This window comes from Sulfitobacter mediterraneus, assembly GCF_016801775.1.
Taxonomy (GTDB): Bacteria; Pseudomonadota; Alphaproteobacteria; order Rhodobacterales; family Rhodobacteraceae; genus Sulfitobacter; species Sulfitobacter mediterraneus_A.
The window spans coordinates 2,867,633-2,883,301 of sequence record NZ_CP069004.1 but is presented as its reverse complement, the minus strand read 5'-3'; the positions used below and the strand labels follow the sequence as shown (position 1 = coordinate 2,883,301).

Below are 15,669 nucleotides of genomic sequence, written 5' to 3'. Positions count from 1 at the left end.
CTACTCCACCCGGCTGGCGAGGGCGTTGACCGCCGCCACCGTGATGGCCGATCCGCCCAGCCGCCCTTTGACAATCATCGATGGCACCGGCAAATCCTGCATCAAGGCGTCCTTGCTTTCTGCCGCGCCGATAAAGCCGACCGGGCAGCCAATGATTGCCGCGGGGCGCGGGCAATCCGGATCTTCGAGCATGTTGAGAAGGTGAAACAACGCTGTCGGCGCATTGCCAATCGCCACAACCGCCCCGGCCAGATTTGGGCGCCACAATTCAAGCGCGGCAGCAGAGCGGGTGTTCGCCATTTCTCTGGCCATGCCCGGCACACGTTCGTCACGCAGGGTGCAAATCACCTCGTTCTCGCGCGGCAGGCGTTTGCGTGTGATGCCCTCGCTGACCATATAGGCGTCACACAGAATTGGCGCGCCGTCTTCCAGCGCCGCGCGGGCCGCAATGGCCATATCTGGGGAAAACTGCACATGCTGCTCCAACCCGACCATGCCTGCGGCGTGGATCATGCGCACGGTCACGATCTCTTCTTCGGGTGTGAAACGGGCCAGATCCGCCTCGGCACGGATCGTGGCAAAGGACTGGCGGTAAATTTCCGCGCCGTCGGTGATGTAGGTATGGGGCATCAGATCGCCTTGAGGATGGAGTGCGGGGAATGGCCGGTTTGCGCCGGATCGTCAGAGGCGCGGCCATTGTGAATAAGGCTCAGACCCTGGGCAGTGCCCGTGATGGTCAAAGCGGCGGGGTTGGGATGGGCGCAGCCCTTGGCACAACCAGACACGTGCAAGGTTTGCCCGACTGGCAAGTGTGGTGCGAGGGCACGGGCCAGGGCGCGTGTTTCAATCAGGGCTTGCGGGCAACCGGGCGCACCGGTGCAGGCGGCGATCCGCAACAGCGGGTCATCTTGCGCTGCGATCAAACCGGGCAACTGCGGCATGTCTTGTGCGCCTTCGATCAATACCATCCGCCACGGCGTCATGCGCAATGCGCCATGTTTGGCAAGACCAGCTAGGGTTTGTGCGGTCAGCTGCCCAAAGGCGAGGCCAGCCAGAACACCCTGTTCAGATAGGCCCGGCGTGGGCGTATAGGTCTGTTCCTGCATTGAGCGGGTGAACCCAGTCGGAAGTGACTGGCCCGTGGCCAGCAACTTTGCCATGCGTTTGTGCGTGCCGCGATTTGCTGCAAACCAGTGTGCCAGTTGCATCGCTTCGCCTATCGCGGTGTTCACATCCACCTGTTTGCCCAGCGCCGCACCATCCGGGCGCAGGATCAAACCACCCTGCGCCTCGCGTTCCAGCCGGATGTCGGCAGATGCCCTTTGCAAGACAGGCTGATCCCCCGTGTCGACGGCAAAGCCAAACTTCGCTGGGAGGTTCGGCGCATCTTCTTTTGCCAGAGCATCGGTCAGAGCCGCAGTGAGGTATTCTGTTTCATCGCCAACGGACCAAAACGGTGTGGTCAGAATATTGCGGCGACCTTCAACTTCGGCATTGGCGTCCAGAAGCCTCAGCCCGTGCAATCCTTCGATCAGCGCCTCAAAGCTGTCCTCACGCACGCCGCGCAATTGCAGGTTGCCCCGGCTGGACAGATCAATCAGCCCGTTGCCATGTGCCGCCGCGAGCGAGGCCAGCCCATCCGCCTGTGCACGGCGCAGGCGACCGCCAAAAGGGCGCACCCGCACCACCAGACCGTCACCCGACAACATCGGGCGCAGCGCACCAGGGCACCAGCCCTTGATCAGGGGATCATCAGGGCGGGCGGCGTCTGTCATTGCACACCGTCCATTTCAGCGTTGATCGAATTGCGGCGGGTCACCCAAAGACCGGCATCACGCAGGGCGGCAAACCGGTTGCGCATCTCTTCGAGTGCCAGCGGATTCTCCTCCTGCATAAAGGCGACAAGATCATCGCGGCCCAGCGTAGCGTCGTAGTAAAGATCAAACAGATGCCCCGGCACATCGCGGGTCAAATGTGCAAAGGCCGCCAGATTGTCGAGGGTTGCCGCGACCTCTGCCGCGCCTCTGAACCCGTGACTCATCATACCGCTGGCCCACGCGGGATTGGCGGCGCGGGCACGGACCACGCGGGCGATCTCTTCGGGCATGGTCCGGGCCTTGGGGGCATTCAGACGGGTGCTGTCGACATGGTACATCGCAGGCTTGGCCGCGCCCAGATGGGCCATCGCGGCGGCAAATCCGCCCTCGTGGCTGGCATAGTCAGAGGCCAGCAAAACATCGCTTTCAAGAAGATCCTGCACATGCGCAAAACCGTCGGCCTTGTGCAAACGCCGCTCCAGCGCGGCGCGGTCCTGATGGGCCTCGCCCTTGGCGTTGATCGCCCATTCCGAACCCTTCAGCCACGCCTGCCCCGCGGCAGTGCGCCCATCGTCCGAATAGTCCTGCAGTGCCGTTTCCATGTTCATCCCGTAAAGCCCCGGCTTGGGGCCAAAGACACGTGGGCTGCGCTCAAGATAGGGGTTCATATCCGCCGCTTCTTCGCGGTCCGCAAGGGCGGCGGCACCGGATTCGAACAATTGCGACAGTCCGGGAAAGATATCGCGAAACAAGCCGGACACCCGCAATGTCACATCGATACGCGGACGGTTCAACAACGCGAGCGGGAGGATTTCAAAGCCACTGACCCGTTCACTGCCCGCGTCCCATTTCGGCGACAGCCCGGCAAGATGCAGCGCCATGGCAACCTCTTCACCAGCCGTGCGCATGGTGGCGGAGCCCCATAGATCGATGACCAATCCCTTGGGGTAATCCCCTTCGTCCTGCAGATGGCGGCGGATCAGCTCTTCGGCCAGTTTGACCCCTTGGGCATGAGCGGCGCGGCTGGGCACGCTGCGCGGGTCCACGGCATAAAGGTTGCGCCCGGTTGGCAGAACATCGGACCGCCCGCGATAAGGGGAGCCGGACGGGCCAGAGGTGACCCGCTTGCCATCCAGCGCGGTCAGAAGCCCATCAAACTCGCCCTGCCCCGCGCCAAAGATATGCAGCCCATCGCCATATTGGCTTTCCTTGATGTCACAGACAAAACGGTCAATGCGGGTGATCGCCTCGGCGGCGCTGGCATCATCGTCCAGCCCCAGATCCTTTTCCACACCGGCGGCCTGGGCCTCGGACCGGATCGTATCAATCAGACGGTCCCGGCGGGCCGGATCAAGGCCATCGGCGGTCGAATATTCGTCCAGCAGCCGTTCCAGTTGCAAAAGGCCATCAGGTGTTTCGCTGTCTTTCATTGGCGGTGGAAGATGCCCAAGCGTCACCGCGCCAATGCGGCGTTTGGCCTGCGCGGCCTCCCCAGGGTCATTGACGATAAACGGATAGATCACCGGCAAATCGCCCGTCAGCGCCTCGGGCCAGCAATTATCTGACAGAGCCACGGCCTTGCCCGGCAGCCATTCGAGGGTGCCATGCGCGCCGATATGGATCAGCGCGTGATGGCCTTGCGTCCGCAGCCAGAGGTAAAACGCAACATAGGAATGGCGCGGCACCCGTTCGAGATCGTGATAATCGCTGTCACGGGCATCTATGCTGCCACGTTCGGGTTGCAGCGCCACCAATGCATTTCCGCAAGCCCGCGCGGGGAAATGGAAAGCCCCGTCGCGGAACAGTGGATCGTCCTGTGGATCACCCCATGCTGTTGCGAGATCATCGCGCAAAGTTTGCGGCAACGAAGCGAGCGCCGCGGTGTAATCGGCGATATCCCAAGCGATGGTTTCTCGAGTCAGGATCTCACCAAAACCGCTGGCTTGGGCGGTGTTGTAGCCGGCCTCGCCAAGCGCGGTGAGCATCGCCTCTGTCGAGGCGAGCGCATCCAGGCCAACGGCATGGGCAATTTGGTCGGCGCGTCCGGGATAGGTGGACAGGACCAGCGCAAGTTTTCGGTCTTGCACCGGCGTGCGGGCCAGCCGGTGCCAGCCCTCAAGGCGGTCTACAACAGCATTGATCCGGTCCATCTCTGCCCTATGGGCAAAACGGGAATATTGCAGGTGTGGGTCTTTCTTGTCCGGCGCTTTGAAGCTGACAACACCGGTGAAAATGCGCCCGTCCACTTCGGGCAACACAACATGCATGGCCAGATCAGCAGGGGAAAGGCCGCGTTCGGATGTGTCCCAATCCTTGCGCCGCGCGGTCGAGAGGGCGACCTGAAACACCGGACATCCGGTGCCATCGAGGGGCGACGTGCCATCACTGCCGCGCCCGGAAAATGCGGTGGCGTTGATGATTGCGGCGGGCCTCAAGTGGGCCAGGGCATCGTCTAAGAATGCGCGGCCTGTCTCGTCCTTCAGGGAGGGTGCAAAAAGCCCCACTGCGGCAAAGCCCCGGTCGCGGAGTGTTTGCATCAACTGATCAATTGGCGCGGTATCAGCGGCCGTGAGATAGCTGCGGTAAAAGGTGACGGCGACGACGTTTGCCGCGGCTTCCGGCAAGGGGATCACGCCCAATTCGGGATCGTAGGCACCGCAGGGCGGCACCGTCTTCGTGCCTTTGACCGGACCAGCATAGAAACCCGCCGCGAGTGCCAGCTGTGCCAATGCCGCTTGCGCGGCCACGGTCCCGCCGGTGTCACACAGGTGCTGCAACCGCCGCAGGGTGGACACAGGCAAGGTCGAATGGGCGTCAAGCGCCGGGTCTTCGCGGCCATCAGCAGGCAAGACCGCCAAGGCGATGTCATTGCGGCGGGCAAAATCCTGTACTTGCATGATGCCATAGGGCCAATAGTTTTCCCCGCCAATCAGACGGATCAAGATACCCTTGGCCGCTGTTAGGGTCTGTTCCACGTAGTTGTCGACAGAGGCCGGATGGCGCAATGCCACAAGATTGCACAGGCGCAACGTCGGCAATTTGCCCTCAACGCCGCCGCCCCGATGCCAGCCTGCCGCGAAAGCGCCAAGGTCGCTGTCGGAAAACGAAAGCACCACCAGATCCGCAGGGGTTTGCCCCGGATCAAACGGAGTTTCAGTATCCTCCAGCCCATGGCTTTCGCGGAAGACCACATGCATGGATCAGGCCCCCAAAACGCCGCGAATGGCTGCGGTGTCGATGTGATCGTGTTCAGCGATCACCACCAGATGGCCCTGCCGCGCATCGCTGCCCCATGGGCGGTCAAACTGTTGACGCACCCGTGCACCCACGGCCTGCACCAACAAACGCATCGGTTTGCCGGTGACAGCGACGTAGCCTTTGACGCGCAGAATATGCTGTTCGTTGGCCAGCTTTTCGATGGCGGCCACCAGGGCATCCACATCATCGACTTCGGGCATTGGCACGACGATGGTTTCGAAATCGTCATGTTCGTGATCGTCGTGACCGTCGTGGTGCGAGGGGCGTGCAGCCAGATCGTCTTCGGCCTTGGCGTTGAGGCCCAGTACGATGTTTGGATCAATCACGCCTTCGCTCATCGGCAAGATCGGGATCTGGCGCGGGCTTTCGGCTTCGATCACGGCGCGGGCTTTGGACAAGCCATCCTCACCTGCCAGATCGGCCTTGGACATCAGGATAATGTCGGCACAGGAAATCTGATCTTCGAACACCTCGGATAGCGGCGTTTCGTGGTCCAGTGAGTCGTCCGCCTTGCGTTGTTCATCCACCGCATGTTCGTCAGCGGCAAAACGGCCAGCAGCGACAGCTTCGGCATCTGCAAGGGCAATGACCCCATCCACCGTGATCTTGGACCGGATCGCGGGCCAGTCAAACGCCTTCAGCAGCGGTTTGGGCAGGGCCAGACCGGAGGTTTCAATCAGGATGTGATCGGGGCGCGTCGGCAATTCCATCAGTGCCTCGATGGTCGGGATAAAATCGTCAGCCACGGTGCAGCAGATACAGCCATTTGCCAGCTCTACGATGTTCTCTTCGGGGCAATCTGGGATCGCGCAGGATTTGAGAATATCGCCATCGACGCCAACGGTGCCAAACTCGTTGACCAACACCGCAAGGCGGCGACCACCCGCATTGGTCATCAAGTGGCGGATCAGCGTGGTTTTGCCGGACCCGAGAAAGCCGGTGATCACAGTGACGGGGATTTTGGACAGGTCGTTCATGTTTTTGGCTCCTCGGGGAGGGTCAGAGAGGGAATACGCGCAAGGCTTTGCTTGCGGAAAATAACGGGGCGTTCGCGCCACGGCACCAGGCCATCATGGGTTGCGGCATAGGCGGCTGCACCGGCAAGGATGTCATCCACATCCGCCTTGGTCAGACGGCCATAGACGTAGCTCCATTTACCGGGTTCGGACAGGGCAATCGCCGCGCCTTGGGAACAGGCCGACAGACATTCAACGCCGATGATCTGTACGCCGTCAGGTGCGCCTTTTTCGATGAGCGCTGCATAGAGCTGCGCGCCGGGGCGCGGGGCGTCTTCTTCGAGCACTTCACCAGCGCGGCAGGTGGTGCAAACATGCAGTGTCGTGGTCATGGGACTGACCTTTCAAATTTCGGCGGCTGGCGAACGGCCTAGCCCACCGATGTGATCGGGGCAAGCGGCCCCTAGTCCACCGTCAGCGTCGTGCTGGCGGAAATGGCGGTGCCGTTCACCGACAGGGGCCGGTGATCGTTGCTGTTCAATGTGACCTCGACCGTGACTTCGCCCTTGGGCAGGCTGGCGATGTGCAGCCAAGGGCCATAAACGCGGCCCAATTTCTCACCGTTGATATAAACATGCGCGTGCCCCTCACCCGGTACATGGCCAAGGCTGGCTTGCTGCGGGGCATAGGCAAAATTGCTGGTGATGATGTGCAGATTGTGGCCGGCCATCGGATCAGCGGTCAATTCCATCGCAACCGTTGGCGCATTTGCGGCAGGCAGGTCGATGGGCGTGTCATGCATCATTTCGTGGTCACTGCCGCTGCCGTGCCCCATAGCTGCATGATCCATCGCGCCGCCATGGGCGGACGGGTCAGCATGGTCATGGCCGTCAAATGTGACGCCGTTTCCGGCGGCAATCGAGAAACCCAGACCGCCACCGAAAACGAGACCTATGACAAAAAGAGAAAGCGTGCGGCTCATGTCACTGTTGCCCTTCGCGCTGCCAGAAATACGCCGCAAAAGCACCCAGCATGACCCACGCCGCCAAGCCAACGCCCAATGCACGGGCGGCAAACAAGGCACCGATTTCGGTTGGAACCGGTCCGGAGAAGCTGTCAGGTTCCGGTGCACCGACCAGGTGAGGCGCGGCCAACAGGGCTGCAGCGATCAAGATCATGACCGGCGAGCGCCCGAATGCGATCAACCAAAGAGCAACCGCCGCGGCGCCCACGGTCGCGAACCACCAGATTTGACGCGCGGTCACGTCAGCGGCAGCAACCCCCGGCACCTCGGGGGCAAGCGAAAAGCCAGGGGCAAGATGGAAAGCGACAAAACCGGCGACCCCCCAGAGGATTCCCCAACGGGCCGTGATGGGCGTGCCGCGCTCTTCGGCAAAGCTCATCGCGCCGATCAAGATCAGCGCGTAGCCGGTATAGGTGAGCATCGTGAAGATCACGCTGAGGCCATCGCGCATCAGGTCAAATCCCGGCAGTTCCGGATGGGCGCTGACGGCTTCGGCACCAAAGTGAACGAGATCGCCGCCTTCATAGAGTTCGGCATGCAAAAGAACAGGCTGTACAAAAACAAGCTGTAGAAGACCGGTCAAAAGACCGGCCGCGGCACCGGCAAAAACGGCGCTGATGATAAAGCGGGACAACATAGGAACCTAAATCCTTGTGGTAGAGCGCCTGTGGCGCGAGATGCGGGATATAAAAAAGCGGTTGCCATAACGCAAAGAAAGCAGCCGCTGAACGGCCGCCACTCCAAGCAATCAGAATACGGAAACGCCAAAAACCCCGCGAAGGGAAGACTATCTCAACGGCTCACCCAACAAGGTGAGGCCGCAGAAAACCTGAACGCAATCGCGTTTAGTGGCAGGGAAAGCCTGTGGCGTGGCGGACATCATGTGCCGCATCGTGCAGGGCAGCTGCCTGAACGTGGCCGGTCAGGGTGATCAGTGCCACACCCAGTGCCACTGCGAAAACCGCAGGAACAAAACGGGATGTGCTGATTGCGCGTGTCTTGGTTGTTGTTGTCATCTTCTTTTTCTCCTTACCGTCACACCCGACGGCATATTGCGTTTCATTTGCTTGGCAGGTCTCCTGGCTCGCGGGTCGTGGCCTTTGCCCGCCTTCCCCGTCCGAGGACGAGTGGCATGTTGGGCGCAGGCTCACCGCTTACAGTCGCGGGGGCGGCTTCGGCTTCGGATCGCGGAGGATCCTTACTGAATTCCCTGTTCGGTTCCACGCCCAGATTGGACGCGCTTCGGAACACCAAGCCCGGCGAATGTCGCATTTGACCAGATCGTTGGCAAGGTAGATTTGCGACAAGCCAACAGCCTAAAACGCATCTTTGCTGGCCTTATCGGTGGAATGTGCAGATAAATCTCTCCACGGGCACTGCGCCACGCGAATCGTGCCCGCCAGAACGGAGCCCTATGCACCTCAGCCGAACGACCCTCGCGATATGTTATTCGTTGATCGCGCTTGTCCTTTTCGATTCCATGGGATTGATCATCAAATACCTGTCCGGCCCCTATGGTGCGGCGGAACTTTCGGCATATCGCAACCTCTTTGGCCTGATCCCCGCCGCGATTGCGCTATGGTCCTCAAGAGCATGGCATCAAGCCGGGCGGCGTTGGCATCTGCGGCAATGGAAACTGGCCTTGTTTCGCGGGTTTGTTCTGACCTTTGCGCAGTATTTCTTCTATCTTTCCCTCGGGTTGCTCAGCTTTGCCACCGCATCGACCATCACTTACGCCAATGCGTTGTTCATGGTCGCACTCGCGGCCGTTTTGTTGGGTGAGAAGGTTGGGCCGGTGCGGTGGGCGGCCGTTCTGGTGGGTTTTGTCGGTGTGATTTTGGTGGTCGGCCCAGGGCGCGATACCTTTACCCCAGCCGCACTTTTGCCCTTGGCGGCGGCGGTCTGTTATGCGCTCACCGGCGTCACAGCACGGATGATGGACGCAGATGTGCCAACGGGTTTGATCAACCTTTATTCATCGGCATTGGCGGCAATCGGGGCGCTTTTGCTTGCGGTGCTGACAACGGGTTTTTCGCCGCTCAGAGACACCGGTGACCTGATCTGGATCGGCGGGATGGGCGCCTTTGGCGGTACCGCCGTTTTGTTGCTGATCGCCGCCTACCGCATGGCCGAACAAAGCGATCTGGCCCCGTTCAGCTATTTCGGTATCCCCATCGCTTTTGTCTTTGGCTGGGCGTTCTTTGATGAGACCCCATGGGGCGAACTTTTCCCCGGGGCGTTGTTGATCATCGTCGGCGGGTTGCTGATCATCTGGCGCGAACGGCGGTTGAGGCAGGCGGAAGGGGATTAAACCACCACATCCTCTGCCGCCTGATCGCCAACGCCAAAAACGCGCTTGTATCGGTCGATCTGGTCTTGCGGTCCCATGGCCTTGTTCGGGTTGTCCGACAGTTTGACCGTGGGATGCCCATTGGCCGACACCGCCTTGCAGACCAGCGAGAACGGCGCAAGCGCGTCATTGGGCACCAGGCCCCGAAAATCATTGGTCAACAGCGTACCCCAGCCGAATGATACTTTCACCTTGTCCGCAAATTGCGCGTGCAGGGTGCGGATCTTGTCCACGTCCAATCCGTCCGAAAAGATCACCCGTTTCTCCAAGGGGTCTTCACCGCGTGACTTCCACCAATCAATCGCCGTTTGCGCGCCGGTTGCCGGATCGCCGCTGTCGATGCGGATGCCGGTCCAGCCCGCAAGCCAATCTGGCGCATTGTCGAGAAAACCCTTGGTGCCGTAGGTATCAGGCAAGATAATCCGCAGGTTGCCTTCATGCTCATCATGCCAATCGGACAGAACGTCATACGGTGCTTGGGCCAGCGCGGCGTCATCTTTGGCCAAGGCCGCGTAGACCATAGGCAGCTCATGGGCATTGGTGCCGATCGCCTCAACTTCGCGGCTTTTGGCAATCTTGCAGTTTGACGTGCCGGTGAACGCATCTCCAAGACCTTCGTGCATGGCCTGCACACACCAGTCCTGCCATAGATAGGAATGCCGGCGCCGCGTGCCAAAATCGGCAATCGACAGATCAGGAATATCGCGCAGAACCTCGATCTTTTCCCAAACGCGGGTCATGGAACGGGCATAAAGCACCTGCAGTTCAAACCGGCCCATTTCATCGAGCACGGCACGGCCGCGCAGTTCCATCAAGATAGCAAGGGCGGGAATTTCCCACAGCATGACCTCGTGCCATTTCCCCTCAAAAGTCAGCTCATATTGATCGCCGCGCCGCTCAAGCTGATAGGGCGGCAGGCGCAACCCCTCGAACCATTCCATAAACTCGGGGCTGAACATCTGGCGCTTGCCATAAAAGGTGTTGCCGCGCAGCCAGGTGCTTTCCCCCCGGCTCAGCGACAGAGTGCGCACATGATCCAGTTGCTCGCGCAGCTCCGCCTCGTCAATCAGTTTGGCCAGTGGCACATGTTTGGACCGGTTGATCAGACTGAAAGTGACCTGCGTGTCTGGCTTGTTGCGAAAAATCGACTGACACATCAACAGCTTGTAAAAGTCGGTGTCGATCAGGGACCGGACAATCGGGTCGATCTTCCATTTGTGGTTCCAGACGCGGGTTGCGATATCGACCATGAGAGGCTCCGGCAATTAGGTTTGTCGGTTAAAGCAAAGCCGGGCGGCACTGGCAAGCAGGCTCAGCGCGGTTCATGGAACCTGCTCGGCGTCGATGCAAGACAGGTTCCCGCGCAGGGGGCATTGCATTTTTTCAACTCACGGTGATAGGGCTGCCACATTATTCCCCTATTGATCCGACAGAGTGCGGATACCCCAATGCCAGAGCGGCGTTCTGAAAGGCAGGTTTATGGATCAGTTCGATGTTATCCGGCTTGGCACTGTTGTACTGGCGTTTGTCGGCTATTTCGCCTGTCTTGCCCGCTTTGGTCTGATCACCTTGATCCTCACGGCGCTGTTCGGTGCCTATTTGTCCCAGTTTTATCCGCTCACCGGGGTCTATCAGCCCTATTGGATCGGCGCGACGTTGTTTGTGTTGATCCTCGCCCTTGGCGCGCGGCTGGGCAAAACCCGTACTTCGGCCCAGGACCGGTCTGCACCACAAGGTCCGCAACCTGACAGCAAGGAAATCGTCATTGACGGCACCAACGTCCTGTATTGGGACGGGGAGCAGGCCGAGCTGTCCACGTTGTGTATGGTCGTGGATGATCTGCGCCGACGCAGCTATGCACCGTTTGTCTTTTTGGATGCCTCCTCCCGGCACCATCTGAACGACACATCCATGACCGAAAAAAGCTTTGCCAAGGCGCTAGGCCTTCCGCAAAGCCGTGTGCGGGTGTGCCCGGCCAAAACCGAAGCGGATGCCTTCATTCTGAAATTCGCCCGAGAACAATCCCTGCCTGTTGTGTCCAATGACCGTTTTGGCGATCGGCATGAACAGACCCGCGGACTGAAGCTGGTCAAAGGGATCATCGCACGGGGCAAGCCGATTTTTGAGGGACTTTAGGTTCAGGCTCCTAGGCCAGCGTCACACCGGCGTTTTCCATACCCTCAATCGCAGCGGCCAATGATCCATCCAGATCAATCGCGCGGCACAGATCGCGGCGCACGGTCACGTCAAAGCCAAGGGTCGCGGCATCCACTGCCGAGAAGTTCACACAAAAGTCCAACGCCAGCCCGACCATGGTCAGCTCGGAGATGCCCCGCGTGCGCAGATATCCTTCAAGACCAGTGGCTGTCCTGTGATCATTCTCAAAGAACGCGGAATAGCTGTCGATGGCCGGGTTATACCCTTTGCGAATGATCAGATCAGCACGGTCTTGCTGTAATTCCATATGAAACTTCGCACCCATGCTGCCCTGAATGCAATGGTCCGGCCAGAGCACCTGCGGCCCATATGGCATCTCGATCATGTCATAAGGGGTCTTGCTATCGTGGCTGGAGGCAAAGGATGAATGCCCCGCCGGATGCCAATCCTGCGTGAGAATCACCGCATCGAAATCCGCCATTAAGGCGTTGATCCCCTGCACGATCAGATCCCCCTCTGGCACGGCGAGGGCACCACCGGGGCAAAAATCGTTTTGCTGGTCGATCACGATCAGGGCTTTCATGGCGGATTCCTTCGTTTTTAGGGCGTGCTAGGGGGAAACTAGCCCAGCCCCCTCTTGCAGAACAGCCCCCCAAAGCCGTAATTGCAGGCCATGTATATTATCGCTGCTCTTTACCATTTCACCCGGTTCGATGATCCGGCTGCGTTGAAACCTGCCTTGCTTGAGCTTTGTCTCGCACAGGATGTATCGGGATCATTGTTGTTGGCCCGCGAAGGGGTGAACGGCACCATTGCCGGCCCTCGGGCAGGTATTGATGCAGTGATCGCCCATCTGAAGGCTCTGCCGGGGTGCAAGGATCTGGAGTGGAAAGAAGCCACCAGTGATCGTGCGCCATTTGGCAAGATGAAAGTGCGCCTGAAGAAAGAGATCGTGACAATGGGTCAGCCCGATGTCGATCCGCGTGCAAGTGTCGGGCACTATGTCGATCCGCAAGACTGGAATGAGCTTATCCAAAGCCCCGATGTGGCAGTGATCGACACCCGCAACGACTATGAGGTGGCGATTGGCACCTTTGACGGTGCGGTTGATCCCCAGACCAAGACCTTTGGCGAATTTCCGGCCTGGTGGGAGGAGAACAAGCACCGGTTCCACAATAAGAAAGTCGCGATGTTCTGCACGGGCGGCATTCGCTGTGAAAAATCAACCAATTACCTGCTCGGCCAGGGTGTTGAGGAGGTTTATCACCTCAAGGGCGGTATCCTGAAATATCTCGAAGAGGTGCCTCAGGATGAGAGTACCTGGAACGGCGAATGCTTTGTTTTTGACAACCGGGTGAGCGTTGGACATGGGCTGGCTGAAGGGCCGCATGTTCTGTGCCACGGATGCCGCCAGCCTATTCTGCCGGAAGATATGAAACGGCCGGAATATGAGATGGGCGTGAGTTGCCACAAATGTCATGACAAGACATCGGACTGGGACAAGAAACGCTTCCGAGAGCGGCAGAAACAGATCCGGCTGGCCCAGGAACGCGGCGAACTGGCCTGATCGTCGGCACCGTCACCTGATTTCCGGCGGGAAATGGGGGCCAGCCCCCATCGCCGCTGCGCGTCGATTCCCCCGGAGGTTTTTCTGGCCAAATGAAGACAAAGCGCCTTTTTCTTCATTTGGCCCTTAAACCTCTGGGGTCCGGGGCAAAGCCCCGGGTGTCTGCTGCAGGCTCAATGGGTTGGATATCTAGGCCGTTACTGCGCCGCGCGGCGCACGTGGCTTGCTGCGCAGCAAGAGCCATAGCATGATTGCAATGTTCAGGCCGTTCCACAGAATGCCATTGATAAAGGCCAGATGGTAAGATCCACTCAGGTCGTAGATCTGGCCCGACAGCCATCCGCCCAGCGCCATGCCCATGATGGTCGCCATCATCACAAAGCCGACGCGCGCGCCAGCCTCCCGCGCGGGCATATATTCGCGAACGATCAAAGCATAGCTCGGCACGATGCCGCCTTGTGACAGGCCAAAGACCAGACTGACCACATAAAGCGAGACCAGTCCGCCCGCAGGCAGGTAGAGGAACAATGCAAGGCATTGCAACGTGGACCCGATCAACAGCGTCCGCACTCCGCCAAGCCGATCCGCCAGCAACCCTGAGACCACACGTGAGCCAACCCCGCCGAGCAACATCAGCGACAGCATCTCGGCCCCAACAACCGGGCCGAACCCCAGATCAACGCAGTAAGACACGATGTGAACCTGCGGCATGGACATCGCCACGCAACAGCCGATCCCGGCCAGCCCGAGAAGGTACTGCAACGCACGCGGGCTGAGCCCGGATGATTGTGCGTTCAGGGATGAGGCCAATTGCGCGGCCTCATGGGCGGCCTCTGAAACTTGACGCCGCAGGGCCAGGGCCAGCGGGATCACCCCAATCAGGGTGGCAACCGCCATCACTTGATAGACCGCACGCCAGCCGCTGTCTTGCAACACGCCCGCCAGCAGCATCGGCCAGATTGCACCGCTGAGATAATTGCCGCTTGCGACCAGCGCCACCGCAATCCCGCGCCGGCGTACAAACCAGTGGGATATGTCGGCGATGAGCGGCCCAAATCCGATGGCTGATGCAAAACCGATGATCAACTGCGCTGCGGACAGCAGGACAATGGAATGAGACAGGACCGCCAAGATTAAGCCAAGCACCACAGTCATGGCGGCAACGATCAGGGAAAGAGACACCCCAAACCGATCCACCGCGCGGCCCAGATAATAGTTGCCGAGGGCAAAGCCGATCATGGTGAGTGTATAGGGCAAGGACGCTTCGGCCCGTGTTGTGCCAAATTCGGCCTCAACCGCCGGCATGATCACAATAATTGCCCACATGCCTGCGTTTGCGATGGTCGCCACAAGCAGCGTCAGGACCAGCCTGAACCAGGAATATCCGCTGTCAGTTTCAATGCTTTGCATGGCCGTTCTCCGTTCGTGCCATCTGGCGTCAGGGAGGGGCAAAGCGCAAGGGCCGCAGGCAAATCGTGACAATTGAAGTTGTTAAGCGGGCAGTAAGCCCTCCTGTCTTAAACCTGTCGTCGGGTGAAAAGAGGTGGTGGAGATGAGTGCGCAAGCAAACGCGGCGCCGGTCATCATCAAGAAGAAAAAGGTCATCGCAGGTGGCGGGCATCATGGTGGTGCTTGGAAAGTTGCCATAAGCATAGTCCTTCAGTCATTGACGCTTTGCGTCCGTGAGGTCCCACCCCCCTGGGGCTGGACGAAATGTCGTTCTGACCTGTGCAAACGCCTAATGAAGAGGCTGCGCCATCCGACCTCGGATGCAGGGACAACTTGCCGTCCGGAGCGTTAATACCTTCTGAATGCGCTGCGACGGAGTACCCCGATTTTTATTTAAACGCCCAAATCCGCCCCTCAGGCGCGTTTTTCCACTGAGGCTTCTGCATCCATCTCGATGCGGTGCTTGCGACCATCTGCGCCATAGGTTTCAAGCGATCCCCTGGTTTCGCGTAGAGCTGCCATGCGGCGCGCGACCTCGCGAATGCCCTCAAGTGCCCCGTCGAGCAAAAGCTGGTTTCGGCGCACTTTTCTGTCCAGTGCTTCGAGAGTTCTCAGATCATGTTTCTCCGGATGTTCATTCACCGATCCGATAAGGGCTTCTTTGGCTGAATACATGTCAGCAAGGCGTTCAAGATCACCGCCAAGAAGCGCCTCACGTTCTGCGTCCAACAGGGTGCTCAGATCTTCCAGCGCAAGGTCAGTCAATTGGGGTTGCATCGTTTCTCTCCTTTAGGGATTCAAAAATCGTTTCGCTTAGTCCGATACCTCCGCTGCGCACCATTGCGGCGGCCTGTTCACGTAGCAAAAAAGACGCGAACTGATCCTCTCCCGCACCGCCGCCAAAGGCGCCGCGCGTTTGCCCCAAGCCAGCAGATTTGAGCATTTCAGCCAAAAACGTCGTTTCAAGATCATGTGCTGCGGCACGCAATTTCTGGTCTCGTTCGACCGCAGTCTGGGGTTGATGGGATGGCAGGATTTGCATCGCGTGATCCTTAAATTGCTGCGTATATTTCTCGGTTATCCGCTGTTTC

General features: G+C 59.4%; 16 protein-coding genes, 1 pseudogene and 1 riboswitch. Of the genes and pseudogenes, 4 read left to right on the top strand and 13 right to left on the bottom strand.

From position 1 onward, the window contains the following. The 8 genes from JNX03_RS14250 to JNX03_RS14215 all read right to left on the bottom strand — a co-directional run bounded on the left by JNX03_RS14250 (position 1) and on the right by JNX03_RS14215 (position 8,071). Positions 1-630 (bottom strand): precorrin-8X methylmutase, encoded by a 630-nt coding sequence (locus JNX03_RS14250; protein ID WP_203209682.1) that lies wholly within the window; start codon positions 628-630, stop codon positions 1-3. Beyond that, positions 630-1,775 (bottom strand): precorrin-3B synthase, encoded by a 1,146-nt coding sequence (cobG, locus tag JNX03_RS14245; protein WP_203209681.1) that lies wholly within the window; start codon positions 1,773-1,775, stop codon positions 630-632. Before cobG ends, JNX03_RS14250 begins: the two co-directional genes overlap by 1 nt. Further along, positions 1,772-5,014 carry a cobaltochelatase subunit CobN gene (cobN, locus tag JNX03_RS14240; protein WP_203209680.1) on the bottom strand — a complete coding sequence of 1,081 codons (3,243 nt, stop codon included), beginning with the start codon at positions 5,012-5,014 and terminating at the stop codon, positions 1,772-1,774. Before cobN ends, cobG begins: the two co-directional genes overlap by 4 nt. A 3-nt stretch (positions 5,015-5,017) precedes the next feature. Beyond that, positions 5,018-6,052 (bottom strand): cobalamin biosynthesis protein CobW, encoded by a 1,035-nt coding sequence (gene cobW / locus JNX03_RS14235; protein WP_203209679.1) that lies wholly within the window; start codon positions 6,050-6,052, stop codon positions 5,018-5,020. Continuing rightward, positions 6,049-6,423 carry a DUF1636 family protein gene (locus JNX03_RS14230; protein WP_203209678.1) on the bottom strand — a complete coding sequence of 125 codons (375 nt, stop codon included), beginning with the start codon at positions 6,421-6,423 and terminating at the stop codon, positions 6,049-6,051. The genes cobW and JNX03_RS14230 overlap by 4 nt, the downstream gene beginning before the upstream one ends. A 71-nt stretch (positions 6,424-6,494) precedes the next feature. Further along, a complete protein-coding gene (locus JNX03_RS14225; protein ID WP_203209677.1) occupies positions 6,495-7,013 on the bottom strand; it encodes a hypothetical protein in 519 nt (172 codons plus the stop codon). Position 7,014: 1 nt separating this feature from the next. Then, a complete protein-coding gene (locus JNX03_RS14220; protein WP_203209676.1) occupies positions 7,015-7,692 on the bottom strand; it encodes a CbtA family protein in 678 nt (225 codons plus the stop codon). Positions 7,693-7,900: 208 nt separating this feature from the next. Then, the gene (locus tag JNX03_RS14215; RefSeq protein ID WP_081788172.1) at positions 7,901-8,071 is read right to left on the bottom strand and encodes a CbtB domain-containing protein; all 171 of its coding nucleotides are present in this window, start codon (positions 8,069-8,071) and stop codon (positions 7,901-7,903) included. Between the two features lie 36 nt (positions 8,072-8,107). Further along, a riboswitch (cobalamin riboswitch) is annotated at positions 8,108-8,325 on the bottom strand. A gap of 144 nt (positions 8,326-8,469) precedes the next feature. On the opposite strand from JNX03_RS14215, the gene JNX03_RS14210 reads away from it, so the two are divergent. After that, positions 8,470-9,366: a DMT family transporter gene (locus JNX03_RS14210; protein ID WP_203209675.1), complete on the top strand. Its 897-nt coding sequence runs from the start codon at positions 8,470-8,472 to the stop codon at positions 9,364-9,366. Here the strand turns inward: JNX03_RS14210 and pncB are convergent. Then, entirely contained in the window at positions 9,363-10,655 is a 1,293-nt protein-coding gene (gene pncB / locus JNX03_RS14205; RefSeq protein ID WP_203209674.1) for a nicotinate phosphoribosyltransferase, read from the bottom strand. The genes JNX03_RS14210 and pncB overlap by 4 nt on opposite strands. Positions 10,656-10,884: 229 nt before the next feature. Here pncB and JNX03_RS14200 point away from each other — a divergent pair, with 229 nt between their 5' ends. Next, complete coding sequence (locus JNX03_RS14200) at positions 10,885-11,541, top strand: NYN domain-containing protein (RefSeq protein WP_203209673.1); 657 nt, start codon at positions 10,885-10,887, stop codon at positions 11,539-11,541. 10 nt (positions 11,542-11,551) lie between these two features. Here the strand turns inward: JNX03_RS14200 and pncA are convergent, their stop codons facing one another. Then, on the bottom strand, positions 11,552-12,145 hold the full coding sequence (pncA, locus tag JNX03_RS14195) for a bifunctional nicotinamidase/pyrazinamidase (protein WP_203209672.1): 594 nt from the start codon (positions 12,143-12,145) through the stop codon (positions 11,552-11,554). A gap of 90 nt (positions 12,146-12,235) precedes the next feature. Here pncA and JNX03_RS14190 point away from each other — a divergent pair, with 90 nt between their 5' ends. Beyond that, a complete protein-coding gene (locus tag JNX03_RS14190) occupies positions 12,236-13,129 on the top strand; it encodes a rhodanese-related sulfurtransferase (RefSeq protein ID WP_203209671.1) in 894 nt (297 codons plus the stop codon). A 189-nt stretch (positions 13,130-13,318) separates the two neighbouring features. Here the strand turns inward: JNX03_RS14190 and JNX03_RS14185 are convergent, their stop codons facing one another. Next, positions 13,319-14,539, bottom strand: a complete 1,221-nt coding sequence (locus JNX03_RS14185; RefSeq protein ID WP_203209670.1) for an MFS transporter — start codon at positions 14,537-14,539, stop codon at positions 13,319-13,321. A gap of 142 nt (positions 14,540-14,681) precedes the next feature. Between JNX03_RS14185 and JNX03_RS20620 the strand changes: the two are divergent. Then, positions 14,682-14,774, top strand: a pseudogene (locus JNX03_RS20620) (chemotaxis protein MotB); the annotation flags it as partial. 218 nt (positions 14,775-14,992) lie between these two features. On the opposite strand, the gene JNX03_RS14180 reads toward JNX03_RS20620, so the two are convergent. Both JNX03_RS14180 and JNX03_RS14175 read right to left on the bottom strand, forming a co-directional pair. Continuing rightward, a complete protein-coding gene (locus JNX03_RS14180) occupies positions 14,993-15,355 on the bottom strand; it encodes a flagellar biosynthesis protein FlgN (RefSeq protein ID WP_231024181.1) in 363 nt (120 codons plus the stop codon). Then, positions 15,336-15,620: a rod-binding protein gene (locus tag JNX03_RS14175; protein ID WP_203212252.1), complete on the bottom strand. Its 285-nt coding sequence runs from the start codon at positions 15,618-15,620 to the stop codon at positions 15,336-15,338. Before JNX03_RS14175 ends, JNX03_RS14180 begins: the two co-directional genes overlap by 20 nt. Positions 15,621-15,669 lie beyond the last annotated feature (49 nt).